This window comes from Pontibacter diazotrophicus, from assembly GCF_003367245.1.
GTDB classification, from domain to species: Bacteria; Bacteroidota; Bacteroidia; order Cytophagales; family Hymenobacteraceae; genus Pontibacter; species Pontibacter diazotrophicus.
This window is the reverse complement of sequence record NZ_QRGR01000044.1, coordinates 1-15,734: the sequence shown is the minus strand read 5'-3', so window position 1 is coordinate 15,734 and position 15,734 is coordinate 1. Positions and strand designations below refer to the sequence as shown.

13 protein-coding genes and 1 riboswitch are annotated in these 15,734 nt (G+C 49.8%); of the genes, 12 read left to right on the top strand and 1 reads right to left on the bottom strand.

The window, feature by feature from the left end:
* The first annotated feature begins 100 nt into the window (after positions 1-100).
* From DXT99_RS25025 to DXT99_RS25010, 5 genes are all read left to right on the top strand, one after another.
* Entirely contained in the window at positions 101-1,537 is a 1,437-nt protein-coding gene (locus DXT99_RS25025) for a pyridoxal phosphate-dependent decarboxylase family protein (protein ID WP_115568336.1), read from the top strand.
* A gap of 215 nt (positions 1,538-1,752) precedes the next feature.
* The gene (locus tag DXT99_RS25020) at positions 1,753-2,157 is read left to right on the top strand and encodes an oxidoreductase (RefSeq protein ID WP_220273451.1); all 405 of its coding nucleotides are present in this window, start codon (positions 1,753-1,755) and stop codon (positions 2,155-2,157) included.
* A 59-nt stretch (positions 2,158-2,216) separates the two neighbouring features.
* Positions 2,217-2,351 carry a hypothetical protein gene (locus DXT99_RS27810; protein WP_262511384.1) on the top strand — a complete coding sequence of 45 codons (135 nt, stop codon included), beginning with the start codon at positions 2,217-2,219 and terminating at the stop codon, positions 2,349-2,351.
* A gap of 485 nt (positions 2,352-2,836) precedes the next feature.
* On the top strand, positions 2,837-5,509 hold the full coding sequence (locus DXT99_RS25015) for an outer membrane beta-barrel protein (protein ID WP_115568335.1): 2,673 nt from the start codon (positions 2,837-2,839) through the stop codon (positions 5,507-5,509).
* 485 nt (positions 5,510-5,994) lie between these two features.
* The gene (locus DXT99_RS25010) at positions 5,995-6,363 is read left to right on the top strand and encodes a hypothetical protein (protein ID WP_115568334.1); all 369 of its coding nucleotides are present in this window, start codon (positions 5,995-5,997) and stop codon (positions 6,361-6,363) included.
* Between the two features lie 669 nt (positions 6,364-7,032).
* On the opposite strand, the gene DXT99_RS25005 is transcribed toward DXT99_RS25010, so the two are convergent.
* Positions 7,033-7,755: a recombinase family protein gene (locus DXT99_RS25005; protein WP_115568333.1), complete on the bottom strand. Its 723-nt coding sequence runs from the start codon at positions 7,753-7,755 to the stop codon at positions 7,033-7,035.
* A gap of 417 nt (positions 7,756-8,172) precedes the next feature.
* Between DXT99_RS25005 and DXT99_RS24995 the strand changes: the two genes are divergently transcribed.
* From DXT99_RS24995 to DXT99_RS24965, 7 genes are all read left to right on the top strand, one after another.
* A complete protein-coding gene (locus DXT99_RS24995; protein WP_115568331.1) occupies positions 8,173-9,312 on the top strand; it encodes a DUF3800 domain-containing protein in 1,140 nt (379 codons plus the stop codon).
* Positions 9,313-9,706: 394 nt separating this feature from the next.
* On the top strand, positions 9,707-10,033 hold the full coding sequence (locus tag DXT99_RS24990) for a cupin domain-containing protein (protein WP_115568330.1): 327 nt from the start codon (positions 9,707-9,709) through the stop codon (positions 10,031-10,033).
* Positions 10,034-10,142: 109 nt separating this feature from the next.
* Positions 10,143-10,898 (top strand): SDR family NAD(P)-dependent oxidoreductase, encoded by a 756-nt coding sequence (locus tag DXT99_RS24985; protein ID WP_115568329.1) that lies wholly within the window; start codon positions 10,143-10,145, stop codon positions 10,896-10,898.
* 30 nt (positions 10,899-10,928) lie between these two features.
* Positions 10,929-11,177 carry a hypothetical protein gene (locus tag DXT99_RS24980; RefSeq protein WP_115568328.1) on the top strand — a complete coding sequence of 83 codons (249 nt, stop codon included), beginning with the start codon at positions 10,929-10,931 and terminating at the stop codon, positions 11,175-11,177.
* Between the two features lie 423 nt (positions 11,178-11,600).
* Positions 11,601-11,704: riboswitch (SAM riboswitch) on the top strand.
* 366 nt (positions 11,705-12,070) lie between these two features.
* Complete coding sequence (locus tag DXT99_RS24975; protein WP_115568327.1) at positions 12,071-13,054, top strand: ATP-grasp domain-containing protein; 984 nt, start codon at positions 12,071-12,073, stop codon at positions 13,052-13,054.
* Between the two features lies 1 nt (position 13,055).
* Positions 13,056-14,093 carry an LLM class flavin-dependent oxidoreductase gene (locus DXT99_RS24970; RefSeq protein WP_115568326.1) on the top strand — a complete coding sequence of 346 codons (1,038 nt, stop codon included), beginning with the start codon at positions 13,056-13,058 and terminating at the stop codon, positions 14,091-14,093.
* A 511-nt stretch (positions 14,094-14,604) separates the two neighbouring features.
* Positions 14,605-15,734: transposase (locus DXT99_RS24965; protein WP_115568325.1), on the top strand; the 1,130-nt coding region annotated here is incomplete at its 3' end.

The window sequence follows — 15,734 nt, the reverse complement described above, 5'->3', positions numbered from 1 at the left end:
CTTATTTAGGTAGCCACGTGGGGGCAGGTGAAAATGAACACTTTCTTTTTCAGCAAGGCACTCCTTCGTTTCTTTGCAGTAAACAACAGACTTAACTTACATGGACAATATATTAGATAAAGCATACGACATTGAGACCTTTCGCAAAAAGGGGCATGCGCTCATCGACATGATGGCGGATTACCTGTCGGAGGCCACGTCAGACAGAGCAGAGATTCAGGCGATTCCGTGGCAGAGTCCGAAAGAGCAGTTGGATTACTGGCAGAAGGATTTCCGAAAACCAAACCTGGCGGATCCTCTTGATCTCTTCGAGAGGGTGATGGACCGCTCCATTCAGGTGCACCGCAAGCGGTACCTAGGTCACCAAACTACTCCGACTCTACCTGTTACCGTACTATCGGCAGCCCTTACAGCCCTTTTGAACCAGGGGATGGGCGTTTATGAAATGGGCATGGTGGGTAACACTTTGGAAAAGGTGCTCACGGAGCACCTGGCGCAAAAGCTGGGCTTTGGCAGGGAGACCTCAGGTTTTATTACCTCCGGTGGGTCTTTGGGTAACCTGACGGCATTGCTGGCGGCAAGGGCAGCTGCCACAGACATTTGGCACAACGGTTATGAGGATGGTCAGCAACTTGCTGTTTTGGTATCGGAAGAGGCGCATTACTGTATCGACCGTTCTGCCCGCATCATGGGTTTGGGAGCAGCAGGCATTATTAAGGTACCTGTGAATGAGAAATTCCAGATGCGCACCGAGCTGCTGGAGCAATATTACCAGCAGGCCCTATCAGAGGGGAAGCAGGTTGTCAGTGTGATCGGTTGCGCAGGCTCTACTTCCACAGGCTCTTATGATGACCTAAGAGCCATTGCCGCTTTCAGCAGGAAGTATAATATCTGGTTCCATGTGGATGGGGCCCACGGAGCACCGGCAGCCTTCTCCCCAAAGTACAGGCACCTGGTGGCGGGTATTGAGGAAGCAGACTCAGTGGTGGTGGATTACCACAAGATGATGATGACGCCGTCACTTTCAACGGCTGTGCTATTTAAAAGCGGTGGCGATGCCTACAAGACCTTCTCGCAGCGGGCGCAGTACCTCTGGACAGATCAGAACACAGAGGAGTGGTACAACGGCGGCAAGCGCACCTTCGAATGCACGAAAGCCATGTCGGCCCTGAATGTCTACACTATCTCCAGAACGTATGGGGACGAGGTTTTTAAGGAAAACATAGAACGGCTTTATGGGTTGGCTGAAAGGTTCGCAGATATGATCAGGGCGAACGAAAACCTGGAGTTGGCTTATGAGCCACAGTGCAATATCGTCTGCTTCCGGTTTACCGCAGCGGAAGGTGACCTTAGCAAGTTAAACCTGGCTATCCGTAAGGCTTTGCTTGAAGAGGGGAGATTCTATATTGTGCAGACAGTTTTGAACGGGGAGCTCTACCTGCGCGTCTCCCTCATGAACCCGCTCTCTACAGAGAAGGAGCTTCAGGAGCTTCTGCTAACAATAGAAGAGAACGCATCCGGGGTTCTACAGCTTTAAGCATTCAGGGAAAGGATTAGGTGGCTGCACTATTATGGCCGAGACTACAAAGATTAAACATGAACCGTCCCGTGCTGTAAACCCGGGACGGTTCAAGTTTCACAATGCCCGGTGACTGCCCTTACATGGATCGGTGTTTTTTTCTTCTTTCTCTAAGAACATCGAAGTTGGCGGCGGCGAATTCATCGATTTGCTTTGGCTCTTAAAAGTTGATCTTGAACGCCAGAGAGGCCGGCTTCGACGGCGTTGAGATCCACGGCGCGAACGGCTATGTGCTGGACCAGTTCCTGACCGACTACACCAACCGGCGAGAGGATGTGTACGGCGGCGGCACGGAGAACAGGGTTCGGCTGCTCGTGGAGACGGCGCAGGCCTGCCGCGAGGCGGTAGGCGAGGGCTTCCTTGTGGGGATAAGAATTTCCCAGAGCAAGGTCAACGACTACACGCACAAGTGGGCCGGCGGGAAGGAGGACGACGAGGTTATATTCTCCGCCCTGGGTCAAGCGGGCCTGGACTTCATCCACGTGACGGAGTACCACGCCGACCAGCCGGCTTTCAAGGAAGGCGGTCCCACGCTGGCAGCTCTGGCGAAAAAGCACGGGGGCTGCCGGTGGTGGTGAACGGCAACCTGAACACCCCTGGGCAGGGGGAGAAGATGCTCGAGAGCGGGGAGGTGGACGTGGTCACACCCGGCAAGGCGGCGCTCGCCAACAAGGACTGGGCGGACAGAGTAGCCGAAGGCAGGCCTTTGGAGGAGTTCGACCCGCAGAAGTTCTTTGTGCCGGACGCGAAGGTGAAGGAGTTTGAGCTGTAGCCAGTAGTTGGAAATACAGGCTATAGGGGTGTAAAAGTTAGGCTCCTGACCAGCTTAACCCCAACCGAGGGGGAAGAATTATCGAACCAAAAAAGCCGCTCCATTTAAAGTGGAGCGGCTTTTTGTTGTAGTAGACCACAGGTTAATCGAACAACCATTACCCATTGCTATCAGTTGAGAATATTACGTGCGATGAGGGGTTTATTGAATAGCCGCTCTTGAAATAAGCTGGCTTTTTCGACAACTCAATAACCCCCTAAAATTGCCGCTAATGAATTAGTTAGGCAATTTTAAGAGCGCACTGCTTCACTTTGACTGGTCAAAAATTTTGAGTTACTCCTGAAATGACACAACAACAGTAGCATAGCAAACGGTAAAAGGACTTCGTATACTCAAGAGCTGACCACAGTATATTAGCAGTGGCTTAGCTGAGTGTAAGTCAAGGATAAACAATACCTGACTAACTATGAAAACAAATTAGGTGGATGAGGAAGTTTCTTTTATTTTTTGTACTGCTGTTTACAAGTCATGTAGCTTTTCCGCAACTGCACTACATTAAAGGTAGGGTAGTAGAGAAAGAAGTCGGGGCCCTGCCTTCAGCCTCTGTTTTCCTGCTGCAATCTACTGACTCAGCAGTAGTGCAGTATACCACCACCACCACGGAAGGCAATTTTCTCCTTGAAGATATCAGGGAAGGCAGCTACATCTTTAAAGTATCTTTTCTGGGCTATTCCCCTTTTTATTTAAACCTCACCATGTCTCCTCCCTCTGATACCCTCGACATGGGTACTATTGCGCTCAAGCCTGTGGCAAGTGAATTACAAGAGGTAGAAGTAACAGGTATAAAAGCTCCTGTTACGGTAAAGGAGGATACTGTGGAATATAATGCCGGCTCGTATACCACCCGCCCGAATGCGAATGTAGAACAACTGCTGAAAAAATTACCTGGGTTGGATGTGCAAAGCGACGGCAATATCAGCGTGCAGGGCGAACGTGTTACCCGGATATTTGTAGATGGGAAAGAATTCTTTGGGAGGGATTTGAAAACGGCCACAAAGAATTTGCCCGCCGATGCCATCGAAAATGTGCAGGTAATCGATGAACAATCACAGGAAGCCAGGTTTTCCGGTATAGATGACGGGCGCCGTCAGAAGGTGATTAACCTGACGTTGAAGGAAGATAGGCAAAATACAGGTTTTGGAAAAGCAACGGCTGGTATCGGCACTAGTAAACGCTACATGACGCAGGGAAACTACAATCTTCTTGATGAGGGAAATATGTTATCGGTGTTTGGAACAAGTAATAACATAAACAACATAGATCTTTCTTCGGGTGGCTCAGACGCTGCAAAAACCGGAGCCAGCGCCTCCAGAAGCCCGGGCCAGAATGGTCTGGTGAACGCTCACACGGGGGGGGCAAATGTTTTCAGGCAACTTACACCTAAAACCAGCCTGACAGGAAGCTATTTATTTAATCACACCGATGCCACTATTCTAAGCAATTTGATAAGGCAGAATTTTCTGCCGGAAGGTACTGCCTTGTATTACGAGGAGAGTCGGAATGAGAACAGGAACAGCCTCCACAATGCCACGGCAGGTGTAGAGCATAAAGATTCTATCAATACTGTCAGACTAAATGCCAATTTTGGTTATTCGGGGGCTCGTAATGCCAGCAGCAGCAGCAGGCAATCCTTCTCAGTGGCAGACTCGCTTGTATATGAAGGGGAGAGAACTGCACTTACAAGAAACAATAGCTTTAACCTGGATACAGATTTGTTCTATGGGCACCGTTTCGGTAAAAGTGGCAGACTATTTACCCTTACAAATCAATTTTCAGTTTACCAGGATGATACAAAGGGGCGCGCTGCTTCCTTTACCAGATTTAAGGAGGGTGATGAAGAGGAAGTACGGCAGCGGAATGAGCAGGAAAATAAGGATTTGAGCTATAGCCTGAAAGGAACTTATACGGAGCCATTGGGCAATAAGCAGTTTCTGCAGGCGACTTACGATGTTTCAAACCGCGCCTCTAAAGCTAACCTGGAGGTATATGACCTGGTAGGCGATACCAGTTTTTTTGCTGCAGATCAAAGCAGTCGGTTTAGTTCCACGTTTCTGTACCAACGAATAGGGCTTACTTACCGTCTCAACCAGGGCAAGTATAACTTGTCTGTAGGGGCGAGGGTACAACAATCAGACCTTGCGAGAAAGGTGGAGGCTCCTGATGATAATTTAGAACGTACTTTCAGGAATGTACTACCGCACGTTAACTACAACAGGAGGTTTAGCCGAAGTACCCGCTTGAGCTTAGATTATACTACTTCTGTCAGAGAACCCTCAATCAACCAGCTTCAGCCTGTGGTATCGCGGTATGACCCACTACATCTGTATATTGGTAACCCCAATCTGCGGCCGGAGTACACGCACCAGGCTAAACTTCAATTTAATACCTCAGATGCCGCATCGGGTATCTTTTTAACAAGCTCCCTGAATTACAACTACACCACAAACCCAATTACGGCTGCTGTTACGATAGACGAAAGGCAGGTGCGCACTACGCAATATGTGAATGTGAGCCAGAGCAACTCTTTAGCGGCATATGTTAACGTGGGGGTTCCTGTCCGGAGATACAACAGCCGTTTTAACCTGAGCCCTTACCTGCGCCAGGGGGAGAGCGTTAACCTTCTGAATAGTATGGAAGGTACTATTACCCAAAGATCAGTTGGTGCCAACATTGGCTATGCTTATACCTATAAAGAGTTTGTAGACGTTAATATCCGCGCTTTTTTAACGCGGACAAGTTCCGAATATGAACTGAACCAGCAGAGGGACCAGGTATTTGTAAATGCTGCTTATGTTGCGGATGCTACTATACATTTTCTTAAAAGTTTCTATTTCACCGCCGACTTTACTTACAGCAAGTTCAGAAACAGGCAGGCTAACTTTGAGCAGGGAATTCCTACCTTGAATCTCTCTTTATCAAAGTTAGTATTGAAGGACAACAGAGGGGAAGTGAGGCTTTCCGGGCTCAATATGCTCAACCGCAATATAGGAGCAACCCAGTTTGCCACACAAAATTACATTGAGCAATCGGTTCAGAATGCTTTAGGCAGTTTTTATATGCTCAGTTTTACCTACAATTTTAACAGTTCTGCTGAGTAAAGTTAAATTGTATTATTAAATTATTATGCTTGTTTATTTTTAAAGTATAAACATCTTCTACAAGCATCAAGGTTTTTTTGAATATATGTAATACTTCTTCAAAAGGTAACATAGATGTAGTGCCTATTGAGCAAAATAGGTGAAATGTATTTGTTTAATTATACTTTTCAGGTATTCAGGAATGGTTTTGATTAATGAGATTAAGGATTTGTTATTAATTACACTTGGAAATAATTCTTTTACATAAAACAGCTGTATTAGGTGCTATTATTTTATGCAAAGGAAGTGTATTTTGTAAATATGATTTGTCCTGATGCTTTTTTTTATTTTTACATAGTCCTGAATTACAACCTTTTACCTTTTATCGATATACTTTTGTAAACTAATATAATTGTATTAGTTTAAGTTGTCGTTTTGCAACTATAGAAATTTGTAGTCGTTGAAGGTACAATAACAAATTTATCACACACTTAAATAACAAACTTATGAAAAATTTAAAAGTAGCATTCGCAATGGTGGCTGTGGCCATGTTCACTTTCCTTTCTGCTAATGATGCCAAGGCGCAGCAGAATGCAAATGTAGGTCAGGCAGTAGCAGGTTTAATCAATGTTAACATTGGAGCTGTTCAGGTTGATGTTGAGTTAGATAATGTTCTAAATGACTTTACCCTGGTGAATGTTGAGGATGTTCTTAATGACGCTGAAATCAATATCCTTAACAATGTTTTGAACAACAGTCCAATCTTAAGCAATAACAGTGAGATTCTTACTAACCTGTTAAGAGATGCTGATATCATTGAAGATAACCAAGTAGTTGTAGGTGTCTTGAGTGGAGGAAGCCTCCTTATACAGTAAGTTGAATTAGGTCCTGTAAAACACAGGCTATAAAGCTAAGGCAGACGCTTTACTGAATAAGCGTTTGGCAGAGCCACTAACAAGGTGGACTGCTGAATATGATAATAAAAGGTCCTGCGGTAATTTTACTGTAGGACCTTTTATTATTTAAGCGAGTTCCTGCTATTGCTTCTTCAAGACTGGCTACAAGCAAGCCGCTAGAGGGGAGAGAATCAAGGTATGTAAAGCAGGTTATGAGAAAGTAAGGCCACCAAGTGCATTTAAGAACTTTCCACCCAAGCCTCCACCTTAAAGTGTCTGTCAGCCAAATAAGCGTTATATGTTTGGTAGAATAAACAATAAAGTACCCAAAAGTACTCAGCAAATAAATCCTGGTGCAGCTGGCGGGAGGCTTATCCAGCTTGGCTTCTTCTTTACAGCAGTACAGATGGATTTTAGTTAAAGTAGCCCATAGTATTTCTTGTTCCAGCCAAAGGACTGAAACTCCCTTGATTCTAACTGATGAAGGGGACGCTTATAACATCTGTTATAAGCCATCATGGAGCTCACATTTGGCTGTTGAGCTGCTAGCAATATTCCATCTCATAAGGTCCTCACTTATATAAATGTATGAAGTAGCGGTAAAGAAGATGGGGCTTCTTCAGAACTCCATTCAAAAGGCACGGGCCATCAGACGAGCTGGAGCTCCCTGGCTCTCTTGAGGTACATGTTGATGGTGCCGGTCCTGAACATCTTTCCCCTGATGGTTTTCAGGTTGATGCTGTTGAGGTGGCTGGCGATCTGCTGCGGCGACATGCCCCGGTGCACCTTGTCGAGGATAGTGTCCAGGATCTGCTTATTGGTGTCACTGGCCAGGGCCAGCTGCTTCACCCGGGCGGCCCCCTTTCTCCTGCCCTCGTCGTGAAACTGCTCCGGGTTGCCCAGCTTGAGGCCCCGCTGTCTTCTGGAGGCAAGGGCCTTGCGGGTCCGCTCCGATATTTTGCGCAACTCCTCCTCCCCGAACAGCACCCGCATCTTGATGAAGAACTCATCGTCGTTGGGGTTGTCGGCGCACACGAAGTGCACCCGCAGGTACATCAGGTAGTCGATGATGAGGGAGAAGCGCGAGAGCCTGGAGGACTCCTTCACCACAATAGTGGCCCCGGTCGCGCCGGCCAGGTGGATGGCCTGCTGGAGGGTCGGCCTCTTCTGAATCAGCTTGTCAATCGTCACGTCCTTCTGCGCCGTTATCCGGTCCTTGTTCCCCCCGGATTCCACCTCGACGAAGCGGGCCACGGACTCCGCCCCCGCGCTGTGCAGGTAGGCGCGGACCGCCCGCTCCTGCGCCTCCAGCCCCAGGCCGCTCTGCCCCTGCTTGGCGGTGGATACCCGGTAGTATTCGATGACCTTCATGTTCCTCTTTTCTTAGCTGGTGTATGTTGCTTAGCAAAGATAAAAAAAGCTGCTTTAGGTGCCTCATGTTGGGGCGAAAAAGACTAGGACGAGCGTTCTAGCCTTTTTCACAAGCCGTATTTTACCCGTGGAACATCCCGCCGACCGGCAAAAGGAGCGACTATTTGACATGAAGAACTGGCTAGCCGGCATCTTCTTTCCCGGCACCCCAACGGTGCTTTCTGTTTCTCCCCCTTTTGTAAGACAGTTACTTTCTCTGCCAGAAGGAAAATACTCCTTTTATAAAGGCGCACGATTCAATAACCTGGCAGAAAAAGCAAGACTAATACTGTTAGCTGAATATAGAAGATGACAATATAATTAGTATCTTATACGCGACAGCCGGGGAGGCTCCCGGTAGTACATAAAAGCAACACTATGGCCAAAACAGGTTTTGTCTCGGAGGCGGGAGCTCACGGCTTCGCCTTCGACGGCCCCGGCAGCACGCACTTCTCCATCACGGTCGTGCTCGTGGAGGAAGAGAACAAAAGGGAAGTAGAGGAGGGGTTCCGCCGCCTCCGGGAGCAGTACTTCCCCGGAGGTGTGATTTCGCCTCCGGCAGGAGATAGCGGAATAGTACAACGACGGGAGTTTCTGGAGGAGTTAAAGAAATTAGACTTTTCCTTTCACGCGCTGCTGGTGGACAAGCGCAAGCTGCACCAGAAGTCGCCCCTCCAGTACAAGGGCACGTTCTACAAGTTCCTCTCGGGGCTTATCTACAACAACCTCTACCGCACCGTGCCGGACCTGAGCATCGTGGCCAATGAGCTGGGAACGCCCGAGTTCATGGAGAGCTTCCGCCGCTACATACTGAAAAACCACCAGGTGGACCTCTTCTCCCCGGCCACCTTTACTTTCTCGACAGGGGAGGAGGCAGAGCTGCTGCTGCCGGCTTCCTTCCTGGGCGAAAGCCTCAACCTGTTTCATGCCGGGCTGTCTGAGGTGGATGTGGAGCAGGAGCTGGCGGGTCAGTGCGTGGGGGTAAACCGGTGGCCGGAGGGGTACGTGCCCTACACCGTGGACACGGAGGGCATGGCAACGGACGCGCAGGACGAGGCCATCACGGCGGCGGCACAGCTGCGGGCGCGGGACTACCTCGAGCGGCACGCGGGCAGCGAGGACCCGGTTGTCCGAAGCCGGATGGTGTTTGTGGAGTACCTGCTGATGGTCTTCACCTACAACTACAGGACGCGGTTCATTCACACCTATGAGCTGCTGCAGCACCTCAACTCCTACAGGTACGAGAATTACACCGAGCACCGCTTCCGCTCGCTGGTGGTGGGGCCGGTGCGGGACGAAGGGGTGCTTGTCGTCTCCTCCAGCGCCGGCTACAAGCTGCCCTGCTCGACGCGGGACATTTACAATTTCTTCAACTACTACAACCAGCAGATACAGCCCATGCTCGCCAGGCTGGGCCAGTGCCACCGGGCTCTGGAGTTGGCGACAGGGGGAGAGCTGAATGTGCTGGAGCAGCCGGAATATGATAACCTGAAGAAGCTGCTGGCGAAACTTTCTTAATAGGTGCGATTGCCTGGAGAGAACAGTTACTTCTCATCAGACGCAACGTATCATCAAGTCGTCTCAAATATTATGGATGATTTTGATTTGTGAGATGGCAATAAGAGACGCCATACAGGCTGCAGGGGCAGGTGCCGCTGCAGGTTCCACGATCTTAATATTCTCACGTATTCCGGGAAATCATATCAACTGAAAACAGGCGGATCAAACTAACTGCCGTAGTCTTGCACATATGTGGAGGTACGATGAATTGAATTAAGTAATGTCAATCTCTCTAAAGCAGGTTCTGTCACTATCTTAGTGGCAGACCGTACAGAATATAAGAAGTAGCCAGGACTATGAAAGGAGAATAAAGATTCATTAACTTTCGTAGCCAAAAATAAGACCAGCAACCATGTCTCATATAGATTATACAGATGGCGCTGCACCAGCATGGGAAAGCGTCAGCGAAGGAGTTGAGAAGATTGTGTTACGCGCCCGCCCCGGTGAAAACCGCGTGCTCCTGCGCATTGCACCAGGCAAGGGATATCCTAAACATGCCCACTCAGTTCCGGATGAGGTATTTGTGATGGATGGTATTTATGTGGATCCGGGCGTTGAAGGAGGAAGAGAGTTTGGAGCAGGTTCCTATCTTTACTACCCTGCAGGTACCGAGCACAACGCTACAAGCCCTACTGGTTGTACCATACTGGTTTGGAACAGTAACGTTCCGAAAGGGTAAAATGCAGGTATGGCTTATCGGTTTACCTTTAGCGGCGCAAATATTACCTCCTTACCCCCATTACCTTCCTTGCTTCCGTATTATATGGATTAACAACTAAAGAGAAAAAATGGCAGATCAAGCGTTGATAGTAGGTGGCACGACAGGGATGGGCAGAGCCACAGCAGAACTGCTGCTAAAAGGCGGCATTGAAGTAATCATCATGGGCAGACCTGGCAAGAAGCTAGAGGCGGCAAGGGAAGAGCTGTCCGCTCATGGTAAAGCCCATGCAGTAGGCGTAGACCTGAGCAGCCTGCCTGACGTGCAACAGTTCACCAGCAGCCTCAAGACAGCGTTTCCTGATTTAAAGTACCTGCTCAACGCAGCAGGGTACTTCAGCCCAAAGCCGTTTCTTGAGCATACCGAGGAAGACTATGACCTCTACCATGCATTTAACAAAGCCTTCTTCTTTATCACCCAGGAAGTGGCCAGGGTGATGAGAGACAACGGAGGCGGGTCCATCGTCAACATCGGCTCAATGTGGGCCAAACAAGCCATCAAGGCAACTCCCTCCTCCGCGTATTCCATGGCTAAGGCGGGCTTGCATAGCCTTACCCAGCACCTGGCCATGGAACTGGCAGACTACAATATCCGCGTCAACGCCGTATCGCCGGCAGTGGTGGTGACACCTATCTACGCTGCGTTCATAGAGGAAGATAAAATAGAGGAGGCACTGCAGGGGTTCAACTCTTTTCACCCGATAGGAAGGGTCGGGCGGGCACAAGATGTTGCCAATGTCATTCATTTCCTGCTCACAGACAAAAGCTCCTGGGTAACCGGGTCTATCTGGGATGTGGACGGGGGAGTGATGGCAGGCAGGAATTGAACAGCAACGTAACACGACGGCTCTAAGCGCTTGCTACAACTAACTCTCAAGCTTTCCGCACTCTATGTGACATGTGAAGAACTGCGATTCCTAAACAGCGACAAAGCAGAAGTAGTAGCTGTAGGATTTAAGGTCAAGTACAGCAAGGGCTTTCATGGCTGCCAGGATGCGTTGCCTTGCGCTATTGGTTCGGAGCTTGGGCGGGATTGGCCTGTGGAGTCGCCTGCTCTCTGGATTATCAACTCGGGTATGAATAACATCTCGGAGTCAATGAGGTAGGCGCAAATAGAAAAGCCCCTCCCATGCACTCAAGAGCTCGCAATTAGCAAATTAAGTGTAATCTCTTATGCCATTCGCCACCTGTACCACAATCGTTGTGTTGACGTGAAAGCAGCAAAAGATAACACTTTCTTTTGTAGTCAAGAAAAGGGCTATGTCATTTTGCCAAAGTGAACATTGCTGTTCCCTTTAAGTCCGGTACAGGCTGCAAATAGTTACTGTAAGACTATAGCTTGGCTATCTCACCTTATCATGAAAGATGTGCAGGTGCTTTCTGCTCAGTGTGCATGGCGCAGCTACCAGGAGGGCTGAAGCAACAGCCTTTATTCTGTGTATCTACATTATTTCTTTTGAAAAATTTGGAATTCTAAATCCCACCTGCCAATTTTGCACCTGTAAAGTCAATTACCTATCATCGTATTTGATTTATAAAGAAGAAGGGAGAGAACAGGCTCTGTGAACTTCTAGCAACCAGTTGTAGAACCAGGTGCTAAATCCTGCCTAAAATTATTTAGGGCATATAAATTAGCATTCATGAAGAATACCTTTTCACCAAGTTCTACCGTCCAGGTAGCTACATTTTACCGGTCCAACACCATCGGTAACACCTCTTTATTTACTACCTCAACTTCTTGTTGTTGCTGTTGTTGCTAATCCTGCTGCCCTGGCTGTAGGTGTAAAGCGATACCCTTTCACCACTTTGTCACCTCCATTCGCCAGCGTCTGCAGCTTCAGAAACAGCTGTGCCCTATGTTTCCGTACAAAATATAGTAGCGCCTCACCCGATTAGAACCATACCTGCGGCTTTTCATCCGTCAGGTATCCATAAAAGTTGAATTCATAACACCGGCTGCTATCAGCAGCATTATACATAAACTTAAGCAAGAAATCCTATGTCAACTTATTCATCAGGTAAACCCATCGCTATTTTCCATGAGCACCCGGACTGGTTCCGCCCATTGTTTAACGAACTGGATGCCCGTGGTATACCGTATGAGCGCCTGAACGCGGCCGAGCATACGTATGACCCGGCGCAGAAGGAACTGCCGTACAGCCTGTTCTTTAACCGTATGAGCCCTTCAGCTTACCTGCGTAACAACGAGCAGGGCATATTTTACACACTCGGCCTGCTGGCCCAGCTAGAGGCGCGTGGCATTCCGGTGGTAAACGGCTACAAAGCCTTCCAGTACGAGACGTCAAAGGCCCTGCAGATCACGCTGCTGGAGCGCCTGGGGCTACCCTACCCGAAAGCCCGTGTCATCAACCATCCTTCCCAGGCGGTAAAAGCTGCGGATGGCCTTCGTTACCCGGTGGTGGTGAAGGCGAACATCGGCGGCAGCGGTGCCGGCATCGTGCGCTACGACTCCGCCGAAGAACTTGCCCAGGCGGTAGAAGCCGGAGAAGTGAAGCTCGGAATAGACAACACAGCGCTGGTGCAGGAGTACGTGGTGGCCCGCGGCGGACACATTAACCGCGTAGAAACGTTAGGCGGCAAATACCTTTACGCCATCAAGGTGTACACCAACGGCGAAAGCTTTAACCTCTGCCCGGCCGACATCTGCCAGACCACAAACGGCAAAGAACTTACCCGCAACGCCTGCGCACTGGATGCGCCGAAAAACGGTTTGAAGGTAGAGGCCTTCACGCCCGAGCAGGAAGTAATAGACGCTATTGAGCGTATTGTGCAGGAAGCAGGCATCGACGTGGGTGGCATTGAGTACATGGTGGACGAGCGAGACGGTCAGATCTACTACTACGATGTGAACGCACTGTCTAACTTTGTGGCGGATGCGGTGAACGTGATCGGTTTTAACCCGCACGCTCGCCTGGTGGATTACCTTGAAAAGAAAGCGCAACTTAAACTACAGGAGGCATAAGATGGAGTTTGGATATTGGTTACCTGTTTTCGGAGGATGGCTCCGGAACATTCCCGACGAGGGCATGGACACCTCCTGGGATTATGTGAAAACATTGGCTCAAAGAAGTGAGGACTGGGGCTACAGCCTCTCCCTTATTGCAGAGCTGTACCTGAACGACATAAAAGGACAGGCGGCTCCTTCTCTGGATGCCTGGTCTACGGCGGCGGCCCTGGCGGCTGTTACGGAACAACTGGAAATAATGGTGGCGGTGCGGCCTACTTTCCACAACCCGGCACAGTTGGCCAAGCAGGCTGCAAACATTGACCTGATCAGCAATGGTAGACTTTCGCTGAATGTGGTGTCGTCGTGGTGGCGCGATGAAGCCACCAAGTACGGCATTCACTTTGAGCAGCACGACGACCGCTACGCCCGCACCAAGGAGTGGCTGGACGTGGTGACGAATGTGTGGGAGAAAGACCACTTCACCTATGAGGGCAAGTACTACAAAGTAGAGGATAACATCCTGCAGCCAAAGCCGGCCAAGAAACCCTTCATCTACGCAGGTGGTGAGTCGGAAGCAGCCAAAACGCTTATCAGCACGCAGTGCGACGGTTACGTGATGCACGGCGATTCTCCTGAGAAAATCGGGGAGCGCATTGCCGGCATGCGCCGCCGCCGCGAGGCTTTGGGCCTTCCGCCGATGAAGTATGGCGTGGCCGCCTATAGTATTGTGCGCGATTCTGAGGGTGAAGTAAAGCAGGAGCTGGATCGTATTACCAACGTTCAGGCGTCTGCCGCTGGCTACGACAACTACCAGCAGTGGCTGGCGGGTACGCAGCTAGAGCAGGAGCTGTCGCTACAGGATTATTCAGTAACGAACCGAGGTTTACGAACGGGTTTGGTGGGTACGCCGGCCAGGATTCAGGACCGCATTGCGGAATTTGAGAAAGTGGGCGTAGACTTCTTCCTGCTGCAGAGCAGCCCGCAGTTAGAGGAAATGGAGCGTTTCTCGGATTCCGTTATCAAGGCCTTCAACCCTAATCAGCAATCAGCATAAAGAGCAAAAATAAAGCGTCAAGCAACAGGAAACAGAAACCCCGTAGGCTTTGAGCCTACGGGGTTTCTGTTTCCTGTTACATCATATGGGGCAATATCCTTTCTCTAGTGATATTTTCTGCCATCCCTACGCCGCATTTACCCATTGGGGAGGCTCTGGCAAGTAGCATGGTTTCAGGAGGTGGCAGGTCTTTTCCTTTGAAGAATTGTTGCTTGTGCATAGAGCCGTAGTGCTCTTTGAGGTGCTAAACATAATGAGTAGCGGGTCAGTAGGTAACTAAGCTAAAGGACTGTGAGGTTTAAAAACTATAAAGAAGAAAAAGTTTTGCTGTACAGAAACCTTTGTTTTATACAGCGGCTTTATTTTACATAACTGACTTTATGAGGTAGCCGATAAGCTATTTTCAGTAGGACCTCCTCCACAGCTATTCTTCATCTCAAAATTCTAACGTGGCTGTTGCACAACCGGTTGAAGATAGGCGTTAAAGGATAATGACCTATTGCTTGTAGTTATGCAGGGCAAGAAAACTTTCAGAGATGAGAAGGAGCTGCTCTTCTCGCTCTCGGCGCATGTGCCGGAGCACAACTTTTACCGCCGGCTCAAGCAGCAGTTGGACCTGAGCTTCCTCACCGAGCTGACGCGGGGTTACTACGGCAAGTGTGGCCAGCAGAGCATTGACCCGGTGGTGTTCTTCAAGCTCTGCCTGGTGGGCTACCTGGAGAACATCACTTCGGATAGGAAGCTCATCGAGCACTGCAGCCTTCGCCTGGACCTGCTTTACTTTCTCGATTATCAGCTTGACGAGTCCCTGCCCTGGCACTCCACCGTATCCCGCACCCGCCAGCTTTTCCCCGAGGCCTTGTTCGAGTCGCTCTTTGACAGGGTCTTCAGCCTGTGCGTGGAGAAGGGTATGGTTAGGGGCGACACACAGGCCGTAGACTCAGCGCCCGTGAAGGCCAACGCCTCCATGGACATCCTGCTGCTAAAGCAGCCTGTGGAGTCAGTGCAACAGCAGGAGGCAGACAAACAAAGGATGCTTCAGAAAAACAGCAAACCAGCACAGCCTATCACCGCCCCTGCCCATCAGCTCAGGAAGCTGGAGAAGCATCAGGAGAATATCAGGGGCACATTCACCTCATTGGGGTCAACTCATGAGAAGGCACAGCTGGTCAGCAATAAAACGCACTACGCCCCGCATGACCCCGATGCCCGCATATCAGTAAAACCGGGAAAGGCCAGAAAGCTCAATTACCACTGCAGCATGGTGGTCGATACGGCCAAAGGTGTTATCTCCCATGTCCGGGCAGACTTTGCCGACGGCAGGGACAGCCAGCACCTGCCCTCCCTCGTGATGCAGGTGCAAAGAAGGCTGGTGGAGAATGGGCTGCTCGTGCAGGAGTTGCTGGCAGATGCCGGCTACTCCAACGGCTCCAACTATTTCATGCTCGAGCAGCAGGGCATCACAGGCTGGATTCCCGTGTTCGGGATGTACAAGCCCGAGATAGAGGGCTTTCCCTATGACAAGGAGAACGACCGCTACATCTGCCCCATGGGCAAGCCGCTCCCCTTCAAGGGCTTTGACCGCACTGCGGACGGCAGGCTGCTGAGAAACTACTGGGCAGCGCCCAGTGACTGCAGGCA